The sequence below is a fragment of the Streptomyces sp. NPDC059166 genome, from assembly GCF_042755185.1.
In the GTDB taxonomy this organism is placed as follows: Bacteria; Actinomycetota; Actinomycetes; order Streptomycetales; family Streptomycetaceae; genus Streptomyces.
Genome location: NZ_JBHZCI010000014.1, coordinates 83,834 through 100,825, shown reverse-complemented (window position 1 = coordinate 100,825; position 16,992 = coordinate 83,834). Strand labels below are relative to the sequence as shown.

Sequence of the window (16,992 nt, the reverse complement as noted above, 5' to 3'; positions counted from 1 at the left end):
CGGGTTCAGGGCGTTCCGCGGCCGCCCGGCCGGCCGGTCAGTCCAGGGAGGGCTGCCGGCCGAGCCACCACGCGTAGGTGCGGGCGATTCCGTCCCGCAGGGGAATCTGCGGCTTGAAGCCGAGGGAGGAGAGCCTGGACACGTCGAGGAGCTTGCGCGGGGTTCCGTCGGGCTTCGAGGTGTCCCAGACGACGCGCCCCTGGTACGCCGTCACATCTCGTACGGTCTCGGCGAGTTCACGGATCGTGAGATCGTCGCCGCAGCCGACGTTGACCGGCTCGTCGCCGTCGTAGGCCTCCAGCAGCCGTACACAGGCCGCCGCGAGGTCGTCCACGTGGAGGAACTCGCGGCGGGGGCCACCGGATCCCCACAGCGTGACCTCCGGTGCGCCGTCCCGCTTCGCCTCGTGGAAGCGGCGGATCAGGGCGGGCAGGACGTGCGAGGTCTCCAGGTCGAAGTTGTCGCCGGGGCCGTAGAGGTTGGTCGGCATGGCGCTGATGTACGAGGCGCCGTACTGCCGGCGGTAGGACTGGACCTGCACGATCCCGGCGATCTTGGCGAGTGCGTACGCCTCGTTGGTCGGTTCGAGAGGTCCGGTCAGCAGCGCTTCCTCGGGGATCGGCTGCGGGGCGTGCTTGGGGTAGATGCACGACGAGCCGAGGAAGAGCAGGCGCGTGATCCCGGCGGCGTGCGCGCCCGCGATCACGGACAGCTGGATGCGGAGGTTGTCCTCGAGGAACTGCACCGGGCTGGTGCTGTTGGCCATGATCCCGCCCACCTTGGCGGCGGCCAGCACCACCGCGTCCGGGCGGGCCTCACGCAGGAAGGTCTCGGTCGGCCCGGCGTCGCGCAGGTCGAGTTCGTCCCGGCCACGGGTGATCACGTCGTAGCCGTCGGCGGTCAGGCGGCGTACCAGGGCGGACCCGACGAGGCCGCGGTGACCCGCGACGAATATGCGGGCGCCTGGGCGCAGCAGGGGGCGGCCGGCGCCCTGGGGCGGGCCGGGGGTGTCAGTCGTCATGGCTCGGATTGTGCCAGCAGGGCGACTTCCCGGTGACGTTTCACCGTATTCAGCGCACATAACGAAATTTCGGTGCACGACCGCCCGACGGGCGGACAGAGAAGGGGGGAGTCATGGCAAAAACCGCACTCATCACCGGCGTGACCGGCCAGGACGGTTCGTACCTGTCGGAGCTGCTGCTCGAGAAGGGGTACACGGTCCACGGCCTGATACGCCGTTCGTCGAGTTTCAACACCGAGCGGATAGACCACATCTACCAGGGCCCCGAGGAGGCGAACCGTTCGTTCGTGCTCCATCACGCCGATCTCTCCGACGGCGTGGCACTGGTGAACCTGCTGCGTGACATCCAGCCGGACGAGGTCTACAACCTGGGTGCCCAGTCCCATGTCCGGGTGTCCTTCGACGCTCCTCTGTACACGGGTGATGTCACCGGGCTCGGCACGGTGCGGTTGCTGGAGGCCGTTCGTGCCAGCGGTATCGACACCCGTGTCTACCAGGCCTCGTCGTCCGAGATGTTCGGCGCGAGCCCGCCTCCGCAGAACGAGAAGACGCCCTTCCACCCGCGCAGCCCGTACAGCGTGGCCAAGGTCTACTCGTACTGGGCGACGGTCAACTACCGCGAGGCGTACGGGATGTTCGCGACGAACGGCATCCTGTTCAACCACGAGTCCCCGCGCCGCGGAGAGACCTTCGTGACGCGCAAGATCACACGCGGGGTGGCCAGGATCAAGGCGGGGCTCCAGGACCGCCTGCACCTGGGCAACCTCGACGCCGTACGCGACTGGGGGTACGCCCCGGAGTACGTGGAGGCGATGTGGCGGATGCTCCAGTGCGACACCCCCGACGACTACGTGGTGGCGACGGGCGAGGGCGTCAGCGTCCGGCAGTTCCTGGAGTACGCCTTCGAGCACGCCGGGCTCGACTGGGCGGAGCACGTGCGGTACGACCCGAAGTACGAGCGCCCCAGCGAGGTCGACGCGCTGATCGGCGACGCGTCCAAGGCCGAGGAACTCCTCGGCTGGAAGCCGGAGGTGAAGTCGCGCGAGCTGGCGCGGATCATGGTGGACGCCGACATCCGTCTGCTGAGCGACCAGCTGGCGGGGTCCGCGGTCCGGGTCGACCGATGACAGGGCCAGGACGTCTCAGACGGACCCGGGGCGGCGTGTTCGCCTCGGTGCTCGCGCTGGCCGCCGGGGTGCTGGGCGCCTCGTCGGCCGGCGCTCCGCCGGCGGCCGCGCTCACCCCGCCGGTCGGTTTCACCGCCGACAGCCTGTCCACGTACCAGACGAACGGCATCGTCTGGGCTCTCGCCGAGGCCGACGGGGTGGTCTTCGCGGGCGGCACCTTCTCCGGCATCAGGCCGGCCGGCGCGCCCGCCGGGAGCAACACGACACCGGCGGTGAACTTCGCCGCGTTCGACGCGGCGACCGGATCCCCCACCGCCTGCTCGCTCTCCTTCACCCGGAGCAGCGGCACCGCCACGGTCCGGGCGCTCGCCGTCTCCCCCGACAGGTCCACGCTCTACGCGGGCGGTTACTTCACCTCGGTGAACGGGACGTCCGTCAACGGCCTGGCGGCGATCGACATCGCCACGTGCAGGCCGCGGGCGGGGTTCGCGCCCGGGTTCTCCGCGACGGTCCGTGCCCTGGACGTCGCGGAGGACGGCACCGTCTACGCCGGCGGTGACTTCCAGACCGTCAACGGCACCGCGCGACGCTTCTTCGGCGCCGTCACCGCCACGGGTTCGCTGACCGGCTGGAACCCGGGCGCCGACGCTCCGGGGCGCGCCCTGCGGATCACCCCTGACGGGGACAGCGTGCTCCTCGGTGGTGACTTCTTCACCGTCGGGGGGACCGCCTCGCACGCCCTCGCGGTGACCGGCGCGTCCACGGGCGCCGTCACCCGCGCCTACGGCGCGTCCTTCATCCCGTCGTCCGCCGTCATCAAGGACATCGTCACGGACGAGGCGTCCGATGGCTGGTACGCGGCGGGCGAGGGGGCGGGCGGCGCGTCCTTCGACGGCCGGCTCGCCATGGAACTGGACGGCTTCGGGCAGCGCTGGCGGGACACCTGCCAGGGGGCGACGCAGGCTCTCCGGGTCCACCGGGGGGTGCTGTACGCGGGCAGCCATGTGCACGACTGCTCGACGATGGGCGGCTTCCCCAACCAGGCCCGCAAGCACCTGACCGCGCAGTCCGTGGACAGCCCTGATCTGCTGGGCTGGCTCCCGGACACCAACGACGGGATCGGTGAACCGGTCGGGCCGCGCGCGCTGACGGTGGCCTCGCGCGGGGGCAGGGACTTCCTCTGGGTGGGCGGGGAGTTCACCACCGTCAACGGGACCGGCCAGCAGGCGCTCACCCGGTTCGCGAGCGGCCCGGACACCGGTGCGCCCGCCGCCCCGGCGGTGAGCGTCTCGGCGCCGCGGGCGGGCGAGGTCCGGGTGAGCTGGCGCAGCTCACTCGACCTGGACGACAGCCTGCTGACGTACCGGGTGTACCGGAACGGCGGTGCGACGCCGGTGTACACGACGACGGGCTCCTCGCTGTTCTTCAGCAGGCCCCAACTGACGTTCACCGACCGTGACGTGGTGGCCGGCCGCACCTACAGCTACCGGATCACGGCGAGCGACGGCACGAACACCGGCGGGCTGTCCCCCGCCGCCTCGGTGACGGCCGCGTCCTCCGCCTCCCCCTACCAGGAGCGGGTGCTGGCCGACGGAGCCGATCTGTACTGGCGGTACGACGAGGCCTCCGGCGCCTTCGCCGCGGACGCCTCCGAGAGCCGCGACGGCGGCGTGTACATGAACGCGCCGTCCTACCGCAGCGCGCCCGCGGCCGTGGCGGGGTCGTCCGCCCTGTCCCTGAACGGCACGGACGAGTACGTCTACAGCGACCGGCTGCACCACTACACCTCACCGACCCCGTACTCCGTCGAGACGTGGTTCCGCACCACGACGACACGGGGCGGCCGGATCATCGGCTACGGCAACAACATCGGTACGGAGCGCGGCCACACGAGCAGCGTCTCCGACAAACTGGTCTACCTCACGGACGACGGCAGGCTCGCCTTCGGTGTCCAGAGCGGGAACTCCAGGCCCACCGTGACCTCCGCCGGTTCGTACAACGACGGTGACTGGCACCATGTCGTCGCCACCCAGGGGCCGTCGGGCATGGCCCTGTACGTGGACGGCGAGCCGGTCGGTACGAATCCCGCGACGGGCAACCGCTCGTACAACGGGTACTGGCGGGTCGGCGGGGACGCCATGAACAACGCCTGGCCGAACCGTCCCACGAGCGACTACTTCGCCGGGCAGGTCGACGAGACCGCGGTCTACCCCTCGGCGCTCAGCGCCGCGCAGGTCGCGGCGCACCACGGCCTGGCCGGTACCGCGCCGGGGCCCGGCGGCAGCACCGTCACCCTGACGCCCGTCGAGGACGCGTACGTCAACAGCGTCTCCGCGAACACGAATTACAACGACAACCAGCTCGCCTCGCGCGGCACCACGGCCTATCTGAGCTATCTGCGCTTCACCCTGCCGGCGGCACCGGCGGGGCAGGTGCTCACGGGGGCCCGGCTCACCTTCCGTACCTCGTCGGACTCGACGGCGGGATCGGCCGAGAGCCACAGCATCGTGCCGGTCACCGGCACGTGGACCGAATCGGCGGTCACCTACAACACCCGGCCGACGCTCTCCACGTCCGTGCTGGGCAGCATCACCGGCGCTTCCTCCGTCTCCACCGACTACTCCGTGGAGCTGGACGCGCCGGCCCTGGACGGGGCCCTCGGCTCCGTCACCTCACTCGCCCTGACCAGCAGCGGGACGGACAGTCTCCGCATCTGGTCGAGCGAGGCAACCGCGGCCTACCGGCCGCAGCTCGTCCTCACCTTCGGAGATGAATGATGAACGCAAGCACGGGGCGGAGACCCGGGGGAAGCGGCCGTGTGCGGGCCGCGTCCGCCGCACTCTGCCTGTTCGCCGGTGCCCTGACCGCGACCGCGGCCGGGGTGTCACCGGCGGCGGCGCTGACACCGCCGGTCTCGATCACCGCGGACGACCTCTCCACCTGGCAGACCAACGGCATCGTCTGGTCGATGGCCGCCGATGACGGGGTGGTCTACGCGGGAGGCACCTTCTCGACCGTCCGGCCGCCGGACGCCCCGGCGGGCACCTCGGAGCAGCCCGCCGTCAACTTCGCGGCGTTCGACGCCGCGACCGGTGCCCCGACGGGGTGCGACCTGTCGTTCACCCTGTCCTCGGGTACGGCGACCGTACGGGCGCTGGCCCTGTCCCCGGACGGCGCGACGCTGTACGCGGGTGGGCAGTTCGGCGCGGTCAACGGTGTCGGGGTCAGCAACATCGCGGCCGTCGACACCGCGACCTGCACGGTGCGGCAGAACTTCAAGATCTCCGTCTCGGCGACGGTACGCGCCCTGGACGTGACCGCTGACACCGTCTATCTGGGCGGCGACTTCACCAGCGTCGGCGGTCAGACCAGGAACCACTTCGCCGCGGTCACCACGGGTGCCGGCCTGCTGCCGTGGACGGCGAACGCCGACGAGGTGGCACGGGCGGTCCAGGTGACCCCCGACGGTGAGCACGTGGCACTCGGCGGTGACTTCTTCGCCGTCAACGGGACCACCTCGCACGCCCTGGCCGTCGTCGACGCAACCACGGGCGCGCTGACCACGAGCTACCCGGGATTCATCCCCAACACCTCGACGGTGCAGGACCTGACGGCCGACGCGACCGGGCTGTACACCGCCAACGAGGGCACCGGTGGCGGGGTGTTCGACGGCCGGATCGCGATCGACCTGGACGACTACCAGCAGCGTTGGCGGGACACCTGTCTGGGCGCGACCCAGGCCGTCCTGGTGCACTCCGGCGTCCTGTACAGCGGGAGCCACGCCCATGACTGCTCCAGCATGGGCGAGTTCCCCGACCAGCCGCGCAGGCACCTGCTCGCGCAGTCGGTCGACGACCCGGCGCTCCTGCCCTGGTTCCCGGACACCAACGACGGCATCGGCGAGCCCGTCGGGCCCCGGGTGATGACGCAGACCGACAAGGGCGGCCGCCACTACCTGTGGGTCGGCGGGGAGTTCACCACCGTCAACGGCGGCGGCCAGCAGGGACTGACCCGGTTCGCCGACGGACCGGACACCGGCGCGCCCTGGGTCCCCAACGTCAGCCTCACGACGCTCACCCCGGGCCGGATCGATGTGAACTGGCAGACCAGCTTCGACACCGACGACGGTGAGCTGACCTACCGGATCTACAAGGACGGCGCGAGCACCCCGGTCCACACCACCACCGGTTACTCCCTCTTCTGGGACCGTCCGCAGCTGAGGTGGACGGACACCGACGTGGCGGCGGGCGAGACGCACTCGTACCGCATCACGGCGAGCGACGGCACCAACACCAGCGCCAAGTCCCCCGCCCAGTCCGCGACCGTGGCCTCCTCCACCCAGGCGTACCCGGCGCGGGTCCTGTCCGACGGCGCCTCGCTGTACTGGCGCTACGACGAGGGCACCTCCACCTTCGCGGCGGACAGCACGGGCGGGCTGAACAGCGGCTTCATGCGCAACGCGCCGGCCTACCGGCAGACACCGGCCGCGATCGCGGGCGACTCGACCGCCATCGGCTTCGACGGCTCCACCGAGTACGCCTACAGCAACAAGCTGCACGCGCAGCCGACCCGCTACTCGGTGGAGACCTGGATCAAGACGACCACCACCAGGGGCGGCAAGATCATCGGGTTCGGGAACCTGACGATGCAGAACAGCACCAAGTACGACAAGCAGGTCTACATGGCCAACAACGGGCGGCTGGTCTTCGGCGTCTACAGCGGTGGCTACCGCACGGTGACCACCACCGGGGCCTACAACGACGGCGAGTGGCACCACGTCGTCGCCACCCAGGGCACCGGCGGCATGGCGCTGTACGTCGACGGGCAGCTGCGCGCGTCGAACCCGCTCTGGACGGCGAACGAGAACTACCCCGGGTACTGGCGGGTCGGCGGTGACAACCTGTCCGGCTGGCCGAGCCGTCCGACCAGCAACTTCTTCGGCGGCCAGATCGACGAGACCGCCGTGTACCCCACCGCGCTGAGCGGATCCCAGGTCAGCGCGCACTACGCACTGAGGACGTCTGAATGAGGCATCCGTTCCTGGCCGGCGCCGCCGTCGCACTCGCGACGGCGGTGCTGGCCGGCTGCGGCTCGTCCGGCGGGTCCGGCGGGTCCGGCGACGGAGGGAAGGAGGCCGCCGCGGGCAGCACGCCGTCCGCGGCGGTCTCCGCCACGCCCTCCGTCGCCGGTCCGGCGGCCGGTACCCCGGCCCCGCAGCCACAGAAGCCCGGCGCCACCACGAAGGCCCCCGCCGGGGAGATCACCCCGGCCACCGGGTCCTTCACCGCGAAGCAGAAGGAGTTCCTGACCGACCGCGTACCGAAGGGGATGGATCCCGCGGCCGTACTCCAGACGGGACAGGAGACCTGTGACCGGCTCCGCTACCTGGTCAAGGCCGACCGGGACATCGCCGTGGCCGCGATCGTCTCCGACGAGGTCACCGACGCGAAGCCGGCCGTGACCCACCTCTGCCCCCAGCACCAGGACCTCGTCGACGAGGCGGCACGCGGATACGCCGACGGCACGTACAAGGGCAGTGCCCTGCGCCCGGGCCGCTACCGGGCGCCCTCACCGACCGACGCGTGCAGCTGGCAGCTGACGGGGGCCGGCGGCAAGGCACTGGACTCGGGCTCCTCGGCCACCGGCAAGCCGGTGTCCCTCACCGTCCCGGCGTCAGCCCGCGCCTTCACCTCCACAGGCTGCTACGCCTGGCTGCCTCAAGGAGACAACTGATGAACAAGCTGCCCATAGCCGTGGCGATCCCCACGAAGAACGAGGGCCTGAACATCGCCGAGGCCGTGAAGTCGGTCCTGGGCCACTTCGAGGCGGTCGTCGTGGTGGACTCCCACAGCACCGACGACACGGCGAAGATCGCCGAGGAGTGCGGGGCCGAAGTGGTCACGTACACCTGGGACGGCGGGCATCCGCGCAAGAAGCAGTGGTGCCTGGAGAACGTCCGCACGGACCTGGACTGGATTCTGCTGCTCGACGGTGACGAACGGCTGAGCCCGGGACTGCTGGCGGAGCTGCGCCGGATCTTCTCCGACCCGGCCGCGCCGAAGCCGGCCGCCTACGACATCCCCCTGGGCTACTGGTTCTCGGGGAAGCGGCTGCGGCACGGGTACACGATCCGCAAGCGGTCGCTGACGGACCGGACCCGGTGCCACTACCCCGAGGTGGGCGACCTCGCCGCGCCGGGCATCGGAGAGGTCGAGGGGCACTACCAGCCGGTCGCCGCCACGGTGGAGGCCCTGAGCAACCCCATCGAGCACCAGGACCTCGACCCGGTCACCGCGTGGTTCGAGCGGCACAACCGCTACTCGGACTGGGAGGCGTGGCTGGAACAGCACCCCGAGGTCAAGGAGCAGGTCAGGAAGGTCAAGTCCCGTCAGGGGCAGCTCTTCCACAAGGCGCCGTTCAAGCCGCTGGTGTCGTTCGCCTACATGTACGTCTACCGGCGGGGGTTCCTGGACGGACGCGCGGGGCTGGACTTCGCTCTGGCCATGAGCTTCTACCGCTGGCAGATCGCCCTGAAGTCGCGTGAGGGCAGGACCGGTTGACCGCTCAGGCTCTCCGGCGGACCACGTCCTCGTAGGTCTGCCGGAGAGTACGGGTGACCGCCTCGATGGTGAACTGCTCGTTGACCAGCGTCCACGCGGCCTTGCCCGCGCGGTCGTTGGCCTCGGGCTCCAGGAGCTCCAGTACGGCGTCGGCGACCTTCCGCGCGTTGGCGTCGTCCTCGCCGACCCTGCTGTCGATCACCCGGCCCGATCCGGCCCCCGCCACATCGGGGGCCTGCCCGCAGGTGCGGGTGATGACGACCGGGGTGCCGACGGACATCGCCTCCAGGACCGAGACCGGGAACGGCTCCTCGATCGCCGGCAGTACGTACACGTCCGCCTCACGGTCGGCGGCCAGGACGTCCTCGTGCTCCAGCGGCCCGACGTGGTCGAGGGAGTCGGCCACTCCCAGCTTCCGGGCCAGCGCGAGGGTGCCGGCGAGCGCACCGGTGTCCGGCCCGGCGAGCACGAAGCGGGCGTCCGGATGACGGGAGAGGATGTGCGGCATCGCCGCGACGAAGTCCTCGGGCCGCTTGCGCTCCTGGATCCGGGCGAGGTAGAGCACGGTGGGCGGGCGGCCGGGCTCACGGGCAGGCTTGCGCTCCTGCGGACGGACCCCGTTGACCAGCCGTACGGTGCGGGTGAGCGGAACGGGGGCGGCGACGGCGTTCACGTCGAGGCGTTCCATCTCGGTCAGATGGAGGACGGCGTCCGCCTCCCGCAGGACCTTGCGGACCCCGAGGAGGTCGGTGAGCTGGGCGACCTTCTTCTCGGTGGGGTCGATCATGCCGTGGGTCTGGACGACCAGGGGCGTACGGGTCGCCAGGGCGAGGAGCGCCACGGGCAGGGTCACCAGGTCCCGCATCAGGTGGACGTGTACGAGATCGGCGCCCCGCATCATGCGGCGGGCGGTGCCGAGCAGCTTGGCGGAGGTGATCCCGCTGACCTCGAACATCGGGAGCAGGTGCCGCGCCTGGAAGAGGTGGACCGGAACTCCCTCGACCTGACGGGGGAGTCCGCCTCCGGGGAAGCCGTCGCCGAGCGCCATGACACGCGCGTCGTCCCCGTGCTCCCGCTGGACCTTGGAGAGGTTGAACGCCACCCGGGTCGGACCGCCGAAGGCGTGATCCGGAGTATGGAGCGTGACAACGTGCAGGATTTTCACCAGAGTCCCCCTGAATCTCGTCCGACCGTTCACAGACTAGTCATCTCATCACCTCATGTGGGCGGATTCGTTAGAGTGTGCGCGGGCCAGGAGGACGGCTGACGGGCCCGTGAGAGCCGGTGATCGGGGGGTCATGACGTCCGTGCACGAGACGGTGGGGGCCGTACCCGGCCGGACGGCCGCCGCGCCCCCCGGAGGCGAACCGCCGGGGCAGCCGATCACCTGGACGATGCTGTCGCGCGCCCTGTCCGTTCCGCTCATCCTGGGTCTGGTGTGCTTCCTGCCCGCGGTGATCGCCGCTCAGCCCGGCGGCGGCGTCCGGGACACCGCGTACTGGCTCCAGCTGGTGCTCACCTGCTATGCGGGGGCACGGCTGGCGACGATGATCCTCTCCACCCGGCGGAGGCTGCTCCAGGGCGTCTTCTGGATGTTCGTGTACATCGCGATGGGTGTGGCCCCCTTCGCCCAGGTGGTGATCGGGCAGACGCCGACGCCGATGGTGGGACCGCGCCAGGACCTGGTGACGGCCATCGCGATGGTCCTCGTCGGATGCGCCGCCTTCGATCTGGGAGCACTGCTGGCCTCGCGGCGACCGCTGCGGCGCCGGACGCCCTCCCCACGGAGCCCGGGTACGGGACCGGCCGTGGCGCATCCGGTGCGGCTGCGGCTGCTGGTACTGGTGGCCTTCGCGGCGAGCGCGTTCTACGTGCTGAAGCTGGGCGGGCCCTCGGTGTTCTTCTCCAGCCGTCAGGAGATCAACGAGACCGTCGCGGCGACCGGGGTGGCCGCCGAGGGGTCCAACGTCGGCTCGGCGTTCGTCAAGGGCTTCGGCCAGGTCCCGGCGCTGCTGGCGCTGCTCTTCTACACCCGCCGTCTGGCGACCTCCTACCGGGCCAGGCGCAGTCCCTCGACGGCGCTGGTGTGGGTGGCGCTGGTGGCACTGAATCTCGTGGTGAACAACCCAGTCTCCAACGCCCGTTACTGGTTCCTGACGGTCCTGATGGCCTTCGTGTTCACCGCGTTCCCCAGCAGCGCCGCGATCTATCGCGTGGTGCTGGCGACGGGCGTGGTGGGGGCGCTGGTGGTGTTCCCGTACGCGGACAAGTTCCGGTACGACGACGAGGCGCAGCGGCCCGCGCAGTCGGCGTCGGTCTTCGAGCCGCTGGTGACCAAGGACTACGACCAGATGGTGATGTTCGCCAACACCATCTCCTGGGTCGACACCCGGGGGCACACCTACGGCCGCCAACTGTCGGGCTCCGCACTGTTCTTCGTGCCTCGCGCGGTGTGGAGCGGGAAGCCGGAGGACACCGGGGTCCGGGTCGGGCAGTGGATGGGACTGAGGATGACCAACCTCTCGGCCCCGCTCTGGACCGAGCTCTGGGTCGACTTCGGCGCCTCGGGGGTGATCGGCGGGCTCGCACTGATCGGTTACGCGGTGGCGCGCACCGACCGCCGGTACGCGCTGGCCGTCACCCGGGCGGGACCCGGCCCCGGGAGCGTGCTGGCCGTCGCAGCGCCGCTGATCGCCGGGTACACCTTCATCCTGCTGCGCGGCCCGCTCCTCCAGGCGGCGGGGAAGCTGGCCATCGCCGCGCTGTGTCTGCTGCTGATCAGCACGTTCAAGGAGCAGAAGGCAGCGCGCCGGCGGTGACCGCGTGGTCGGGCACCGGCTTCCGGCGCCGGATCCGGGCCACCCTGGCCCAGGTGGCGGCGGCCTTGCAGACCGACCCGACGCACAGCCCCCAGGCCGCGCCGGGTACCCCGCCCAGGACGTATCCGCCGGCCATGAAGGCGACGGCGGTCAGCGAGAAGACCACCTGGATGCTCAGCGTCGTACGCGGATCGAGCATGCGCAGGGCGAGCAGTCCACAGGTCCCGGCGGCCATGGCGGCGTACTGGCTGCCGGTCGCCGGGAGGAGCGAGGCCGCCACCGGCCAGGTGTCGCCCAGGAGTTCGCGTCCAGCACGGTCGGGCAGCAGCATCAGGGCCGCGGCCCAGAGGGCGGCGGTGAGCGCGAGCACGGCCGCGAGCGCCCCGGTGGCACGCACCCGGCGCCGCTCGTCCGTGACGCGGCCCAGCAGCGGCGGGCCGAAGGAGGTGGCGGAGGTGTACAGCACGTTCAGCGGCCCGAACAGCGTGGTCGCCCCGCGCAGCGCGCCGACCAGGAGCGGACTGCCGACGGCGCCCAGGCCGAGCACCGACAGCTGACTTGTCGCGTTGCCCACCCCGAACTCGACGACGAAGCGCGCCCCCAGGTACCCGCGCCGCATCAGGGGGCGCAGCCGCACCGGCGTTCCGGCGGTCGCCCGGTGCAGCAGGGCGGCGGAGAGCAGGAGGGCGGGCAGGGCGGACAGTCCCCACACGGCGATCAGCCGGTCGGGGCCGGTCCCGTACTCCTGGGCGGACAGGACGCCCAGCACGCAGAGCAGTCGCACCAGGTCCGAACTCAGCGCGAGATGGGGCCGCCGGAGGGTGGAGAAGGCGTAGCGCAGGGAGTCCTGTCCGAGCACCACCGGCAGCACGAGGCCGAGCACGGTCAGGGCGCGCGCGGTGTCCCCGGGCAGGAGTACGCAGACCCCGGCCAGCAGCGCGCCGAGGGCGGCCGATGCGGCGACGGTGAACACGAAGGCCGAGCGGCACGCCTCCCGGGTCTCCTCGCCGTCACCGCGCTTCAGCACCAAGGGCTGGCCGGTGTACGCGCCGAAGACTCCCAGCAGCACCGTGAAGACGAGGTAGACGGCGGAGAAGCGGGCGAAGTCGGCGACGGTGGAGAGCCGGGCGGCGGCGACCAGCACCAGGATGTTGGTGAGGGCCGCCACGCCCTGGTCCGCGACCGAGGCGATGATCGCGGTGCGGGCTCTCACCGGCGCGCCCCCGGAAGGGTGACGGAGCGCAGCCCCATGGTCTCGGTGGGGTCGCCTCCGGTCTCCTGGCTCTCCCCGCCCGTGGAGGGCCCGTCAGGCGGCCCGCCTCCGGTCCGCCTGCGGGAGGACTTGGGCCGGCGGTCGGCGCGACCGAGCCTGCCGCGCCCCGGGTGGAGCAGGGCGCCGAGCACCGACCCTCCGGAGGCTCCGATGATCTCGCGGATGCGTTCCAGGTCGCTTCGGTGCACCTCACGGGGGTCGCAGACGATCATGACTCCCTCGACCCGGTCGACGAGGGCCACGGCGTCGGCGTACGACAGCACCGGTGGGGCGAGGACGATGACCACGGCTCCGGGCCGGTCGGCCTCGGCGACGATGCGTCCGACGGACGCGGAGGTCAGGGCGCGCGGCACGTTGTCCGCGGGGACCCCGGCCACCAGTGCGAAGGCCCCTGAACCGGGGACGTCGACGTTGCTGCGTCCTCCGGCGGGCCAGGTGCGGTCGCCCTCCTCGGCGGCCCAGCGGGGCGGCCTGACCTCGTGGGCCGCCGGCCCCAGGTCGCGGGCGAGGGACGGGGTGCGCAGGTCGGCCTCGACGAGCAGGACGTCCCGTCCCATCTCGGCGAAGGCGGCGGCCAGGTTGACCGCGGCGGCGGACGCGGCGGCGTTGTCCCCGCGCGGCGCGGTCACCAGGAGGCGGCGCCGCTCGGCGAACGACGGGTCGTAGGCGAGCCGGAAGGCGACGGCGCGGTACTCCTCGGCGAGCCGCGACCCGCTCCGTCCGATGGCGAGCAGGGTTCCCGTGGCGGCCCGCTCCCTGGGCAGGGTGCCGAGCAGCGGCGCGCCGAGCGAGCGGACCAGTTCGCGGGGTGAGCGCACGGCGGGGTCGAAGACCAGCCGGACCCAGGAGAGCAGCAGCCCGAGGGCGAGGCCGACGACCGCGCCGAGCCCGAGGAGCAGCGGCAGCCCCGGGCCGCTGGGCTCGGTGGGGGCCACCGGCTTCTTGTTGAGGTAGCCGGGGGTGGTGTCCAGCGCGCCCAGTTCGCTGATCTTCCGGCTCAGTTCGGAGATGGAGACGATGATGTTGGCGCGGGCGCTGCTGACGTCGTCCGCGGCGTCGACACCGGTCCGCTCCTCCAGCAGGTCGCGCTTCTCCTCGAGCGGCTTCAGCTGGGCGCGGTAGCCGTTCGCCATGTTGTCGATGCTCTCCTCGGTACGCGCCTTGCGGTGCGCGAGGTAGGCGTTGGCCAGGGCTTCGGCACGGGAGCGGGCCTGCTCCGGGGTGTCCCCGGTGTACGAGAAGCGCAGGGTGAGGGTGTTGGGCGGGTTGGTCACCTGGAGACCCATGAGGAGCTTGCGCGCGGTGACGTCGTCGCCCTCCTTCAGCAGGGTCGCGGCCGCCAGGTCGCCGACGGTGTCGCTGACGGCGGTCTGGCGCTCGGAACCGATGTTGATGCCCTTGTCCGCGGAGGCTCCGGTGGCGAAGGGGTCGGAGGTGGCGGAACGCACCTGCACCTCGCCGGTGGACGTGTAGGTGTCGTCACCGCTGAGCGCGAGGAAGGCCCCGCCGAGCAGGCCCACCACGACACCGGTGACGAGCAGCGCGCGATAGCGCAGGAGCTGGCGGAACTGGTCCCGCAGCAGCGCCGGTTCGTCGTGGTCGTCCGCCGGGCGGATCGGATGTGTCATCGGCCTTCTCCCCCTTGGATGTCCCCTGTCCGCGCGGCGCCGGTCCCCGGTGCGGTGGATCCGGCACCCTCGAGCGCCTCGGTGAGCAGCGCGTCGAAGCGGGCGAGTCCCGCCTCCCTGCCCAGGTGCCGCGCCACGTAGAGCGGGCCGTTGGCGCCCAGCGCGTCCGCCGCCGCGCGGTCGGCGGCCAGGGTGCGGACGACGGTGAGGAGCGCGGCCGCATCCTCCGGGGCCACGAGTACGCCCGCCCCCGAGCGCCGTACCTCGTCGGCGGTACCGCCCTCACCGGCGACGGACGCCACGACCGGGCGCCCCGACACGAAGTACGAGGTCAGCTTGGACGGCACGCTCATGTCCAGCACGGAGGCCCGCTGGGTCACCGCCAGTACGTCCGCGGCCGCGAGGATGTCGGTGAAGTCCTCGGCGGCCGCCGGCGGGAGGAACTGGAGGTTCTCCAGTCCCGCGGCCCGTTCACGCAGCGGGTCCCGCTGGTTGCCGTCGCCCATCAGGACGACCTTGATGTCCGGGGCGAGCCGGGCGAGTGCGACGAGGACGTCCAGGCCCTGTTTGAGGCCCATGTTCCCGGAGTGCAGAAGTACGGGGGTGTCAGGGCTCCAGCCGAGCCGTGCGCGGGTGGCGGCCCGGTCGCCGGAAGGGCTCTCCACATGGGTCCAGTTGGGGACCACCCGGATGCGTCCGGGGTCCACCCCGAGGGCGGTCACGCCCTCGACGAAGCTCTCGTGGATGACTCCGACGAGGGCCGCTCCGCGCAGCGCGTACCGCTCGGCCCTCGCCGCGACGGCGGCTGCCCTGTCCCCACCGCGTATGCCGCTCTGTGCGGCCGCCGCGCCCATCAGGTCCTGGACGACGGGTATGTGCGGGACGCGGTGGCGCCGCGCCAGCCGTGCCCCGATCACGCCGCCCGCGAGGCTGGGCATCTGGGAGACGACCGCGTCGGGACGTACGGAGGGAGGCGCGAGCACTCCGTGCAGGAGTACGGACGCCTCGAACGCCGCCCGTCGTAGGGCCGTCTGACGGGGCGGCACATAGTGACGCCGCCGGTGCACGCGTACCCCCTGACGGCTCTCCTCGCGCCGCCAGGCGCCCCTGTACCGCTCGTCGACCCGCCAGGCCGGGTAGTGGGGCATGCCGGTCAGGACCTCGGTCCTGGCGCCCGAGGCGGCCCAGTGCTCGGCGAGCTGGGTGGCGTAGGGGCCGATACCCGTCAGCTCGGGGGCGTAGTTGGTGGAAACCACGAGGATTCTGCGGTCGCCGAACGGTCTCTGATGCTCTGCAGCTGACAACGGATGATCGCCTTCCCCCCGGAACAGCCTCTGCTTCGAGCTTATCCGTTCACGGGATGCACAAGTGTTCTTCACAGTAAGGTCGTTCGCACCAGTTCCACCGTGGGGGGAGAGAACGGATGGTGCAGCACAGGGTCGGGTACGCGCCGGGGGTGTACGACCTGTTCCACGTCGGCCACCTGAACATCCTCAGGCACGCCCGCAGTCAGTGCGACTACCTGGTGGCGGGGGTCGTCTCGGACGAGATGGCCGCCCTGGCCAAGGGCCACCGGCCGGTGATCCCGCTGCCCGAACGGCTCGAGATCGTGCGCAGTGTGCGGTACGTGGACGCGGCGTTCGTGGAGACCGTGCCCGACAAGGTCGAGACCTGGCAGCAGGTCCGCTTCGACGTCATCTTCAAGGGCGACGACTGGCGGGGGACGGAGAAGGGCGAGCGCCTGGAGCGGGACTTCGCGGAGGTCGGCGTCGAGGTCGTCTACTTCCCGTACACGGTCCACACGTCCAGCACCCAGTTGCGCCGGGCCCTGGACGTGCTCGTCAGCCCGCCCGGAGCGCTCTCAGCTCCCTGAACCACTTGCCCAGGAACGCCACCAGGAACACGGCGTGCACGGCGGCGAGTACGGCGTACCCGGTGCGGAACGCCCCGGGCGAGCCGAGCAGCAGGAAGACCAGGCAGAAGACCCCGTAGTCCGCGGGCAGCAGCGCCACGGCGCGGATCCCGGAGGGCGCGGCCCCGGTGGCCGGCGCCGGGCCCGCCGCCTTGCCGAGCTGCTCGCGGAGCAGTCCCGCGCAGAAGGTGAGCACGGCGACGAAGAGGAAGCCGAGCGGGAGCAGCAGCCACCCTTCCCCGGGCACCCCTCCGAAGCGGTGGAAGGAGATGAGGACCGCGGTGTGGACGAGGATCATCTTCGCGCAGTCCACGACGTGGTCGAGCCACTCCCCGTCCGGTCCGCCCCGCCCGGTGAGCCGCGCGAGCTGCCCGTCGGCCGAATCGAAGGCGAAGCCGGCCACCAGCCCGGCGTACACGAGTGCGCCGAGCTTCCAGGAGGGCTCGCCGAGCGCCACCGCCGCCACGGCCGTGAAGGTGAACACCGCGCTCACCAGCGTGACTTGATTAGGCGTCAGTCCGATTCGGAACGCACCGGCGGCGAGCAGTCGCCCGGCCGGTCTGTTCACGTACCGCGAGTAGAGCGAAACACCCTTGGACGACTTCTGGGCGCCGCGCAGTTCGCGCAGCACCGTACCCGTATCCGACATACG

General features: G+C 71.5%; 13 protein-coding genes. 7 read left to right on the top strand and 6 right to left on the bottom strand.

The genetic code is table 11. The features are described 5' to 3' along the window. Positions 1-37: 37 nt before the first annotated feature. The gene (locus ACFXOA_RS13320; protein ID WP_385026236.1) at positions 38-1,021 is read right to left on the bottom strand and encodes a GDP-L-fucose synthase family protein; all 984 of its coding nucleotides are present in this window, start codon (positions 1,019-1,021) and stop codon (positions 38-40) included. A gap of 113 nt (positions 1,022-1,134) precedes the next feature. Here ACFXOA_RS13320 and gmd point away from each other — a divergent pair, with 113 nt between their 5' ends. From gmd to ACFXOA_RS13295, 5 genes are read left to right on the top strand one after another with little or no spacing between them, the layout of a single operon-like run. Next, complete coding sequence (gene gmd, locus ACFXOA_RS13315; RefSeq protein ID WP_385026233.1) at positions 1,135-2,148, top strand: GDP-mannose 4,6-dehydratase; 1,014 nt, start codon at positions 1,135-1,137, stop codon at positions 2,146-2,148. Continuing rightward, positions 2,145-4,925 carry a LamG-like jellyroll fold domain-containing protein gene (locus tag ACFXOA_RS13310; protein ID WP_385026230.1) on the top strand — a complete coding sequence of 927 codons (2,781 nt, stop codon included), beginning with the start codon at positions 2,145-2,147 and terminating at the stop codon, positions 4,923-4,925. Before gmd ends, ACFXOA_RS13310 begins: the two co-directional genes overlap by 4 nt. After that, on the top strand, positions 4,922-7,177 hold the full coding sequence (locus ACFXOA_RS13305; RefSeq protein WP_385026227.1) for a LamG-like jellyroll fold domain-containing protein: 2,256 nt from the start codon (positions 4,922-4,924) through the stop codon (positions 7,175-7,177). Before ACFXOA_RS13310 ends, ACFXOA_RS13305 begins: the two co-directional genes overlap by 4 nt. Continuing rightward, complete coding sequence (locus ACFXOA_RS13300; protein ID WP_385026224.1) at positions 7,174-7,881, top strand: hypothetical protein; 708 nt, start codon at positions 7,174-7,176, stop codon at positions 7,879-7,881. Before ACFXOA_RS13305 ends, ACFXOA_RS13300 begins: the two co-directional genes overlap by 4 nt. Beyond that, the gene (locus ACFXOA_RS13295) at positions 7,881-8,708 is read left to right on the top strand and encodes a glycosyltransferase family 2 protein (RefSeq protein WP_385026221.1); all 828 of its coding nucleotides are present in this window, start codon (positions 7,881-7,883) and stop codon (positions 8,706-8,708) included. Before ACFXOA_RS13300 ends, ACFXOA_RS13295 begins: the two co-directional genes overlap by 1 nt. A 4-nt stretch (positions 8,709-8,712) precedes the next feature. On the opposite strand, the gene ACFXOA_RS13290 is transcribed toward ACFXOA_RS13295, so the two are convergent. Then, a complete protein-coding gene (locus tag ACFXOA_RS13290) occupies positions 8,713-9,873 on the bottom strand; it encodes a glycosyltransferase (RefSeq protein WP_385026218.1) in 1,161 nt (386 codons plus the stop codon). 133 nt (positions 9,874-10,006) lie between these two features. Between ACFXOA_RS13290 and ACFXOA_RS13285 the strand changes: the two genes are divergently transcribed. Next, a complete protein-coding gene (locus ACFXOA_RS13285; protein ID WP_385026215.1) occupies positions 10,007-11,527 on the top strand; it encodes a hypothetical protein in 1,521 nt (506 codons plus the stop codon). Here the strand turns inward: ACFXOA_RS13285 and ACFXOA_RS13280 are convergent. Genes ACFXOA_RS13280 through ACFXOA_RS13270 form a run of 3 tightly spaced genes read right to left on the bottom strand, consistent with a single transcriptional unit; the run spans position 11,496 to position 15,684 of the window. Continuing rightward, positions 11,496-12,740, bottom strand: a complete 1,245-nt coding sequence (locus ACFXOA_RS13280; protein WP_385026212.1) for a hypothetical protein — start codon at positions 12,738-12,740, stop codon at positions 11,496-11,498. The two genes, ACFXOA_RS13285 and ACFXOA_RS13280, sit on opposite strands and share 32 nt — an antisense overlap. Further along, a complete protein-coding gene (locus ACFXOA_RS13275; RefSeq protein WP_385026209.1) occupies positions 12,737-14,428 on the bottom strand; it encodes a lipopolysaccharide biosynthesis protein in 1,692 nt (563 codons plus the stop codon). The genes ACFXOA_RS13280 and ACFXOA_RS13275 overlap by 4 nt, the downstream gene beginning before the upstream one ends. Then, positions 14,425-15,684 carry a glycosyltransferase gene (locus ACFXOA_RS13270; RefSeq protein ID WP_385026206.1) on the bottom strand — a complete coding sequence of 420 codons (1,260 nt, stop codon included), beginning with the start codon at positions 15,682-15,684 and terminating at the stop codon, positions 14,425-14,427. The genes ACFXOA_RS13275 and ACFXOA_RS13270 overlap by 4 nt, the downstream gene beginning before the upstream one ends. 167 nt (positions 15,685-15,851) lie before the next feature. Between ACFXOA_RS13270 and ACFXOA_RS13265 the strand changes: the two genes are divergently transcribed. Further along, positions 15,852-16,301, top strand: coding sequence for an adenylyltransferase/cytidyltransferase family protein (locus ACFXOA_RS13265; RefSeq protein WP_362539771.1), 450 nt, complete (start codon positions 15,852-15,854; stop codon positions 16,299-16,301). Here the strand turns inward: ACFXOA_RS13265 and ACFXOA_RS13260 are convergent. After that, entirely contained in the window at positions 16,270-16,989 is a 720-nt protein-coding gene (locus ACFXOA_RS13260) for a CDP-alcohol phosphatidyltransferase family protein (protein ID WP_385026202.1), read from the bottom strand. The two genes, ACFXOA_RS13265 and ACFXOA_RS13260, sit on opposite strands and share 32 nt — an antisense overlap. Between the last annotated feature and the right edge of the window lie 3 nt (positions 16,990-16,992).

What these genes read in the sequence shown, in the direction of transcription:
- ACFXOA_RS13265 (WP_362539771.1), top strand. Translation starts at nt 15,852, where the DNA reads ATGGTGCAGCACAGGGTCGGGTACGCGCCGGGGGTGTACGACCTGTTC.
- ACFXOA_RS13310 (WP_385026230.1), top strand. Translation starts at nt 2,145, where the DNA reads ATGACAGGGCCAGGACGTCTCAGACGGACCCGGGGCGGCGTGTTCGCC.
- ACFXOA_RS13295 (WP_385026221.1), top strand. Translation starts at nt 7,881, where the DNA reads ATGAACAAGCTGCCCATAGCCGTGGCGATCCCCACGAAGAACGAGGGC.
- ACFXOA_RS13320 (WP_385026236.1), bottom strand. Translation starts at nt 1,021, where the DNA reads ATGACGACTGACACCCCCGGCCCGCCCCAGGGCGCCGGCCGCCCCCTG.
- gmd (WP_385026233.1), top strand. Translation starts at nt 1,135, where the DNA reads ATGGCAAAAACCGCACTCATCACCGGCGTGACCGGCCAGGACGGTTCG.
- ACFXOA_RS13275 (WP_385026209.1), bottom strand. Translation starts at nt 14,428, where the DNA reads ATGACACATCCGATCCGCCCGGCGGACGACCACGACGAACCGGCGCTG.
- ACFXOA_RS13305 (WP_385026227.1), top strand. Translation starts at nt 4,922, where the DNA reads ATGATGAACGCAAGCACGGGGCGGAGACCCGGGGGAAGCGGCCGTGTG.
- ACFXOA_RS13285 (WP_385026215.1), top strand. Translation starts at nt 10,007, where the DNA reads ATGACGTCCGTGCACGAGACGGTGGGGGCCGTACCCGGCCGGACGGCC.
- ACFXOA_RS13300 (WP_385026224.1), top strand. Translation starts at nt 7,174, where the DNA reads ATGAGGCATCCGTTCCTGGCCGGCGCCGCCGTCGCACTCGCGACGGCG.
- ACFXOA_RS13260 (WP_385026202.1), bottom strand. Translation starts at nt 16,989, where the DNA reads ATGTCGGATACGGGTACGGTGCTGCGCGAACTGCGCGGCGCCCAGAAG.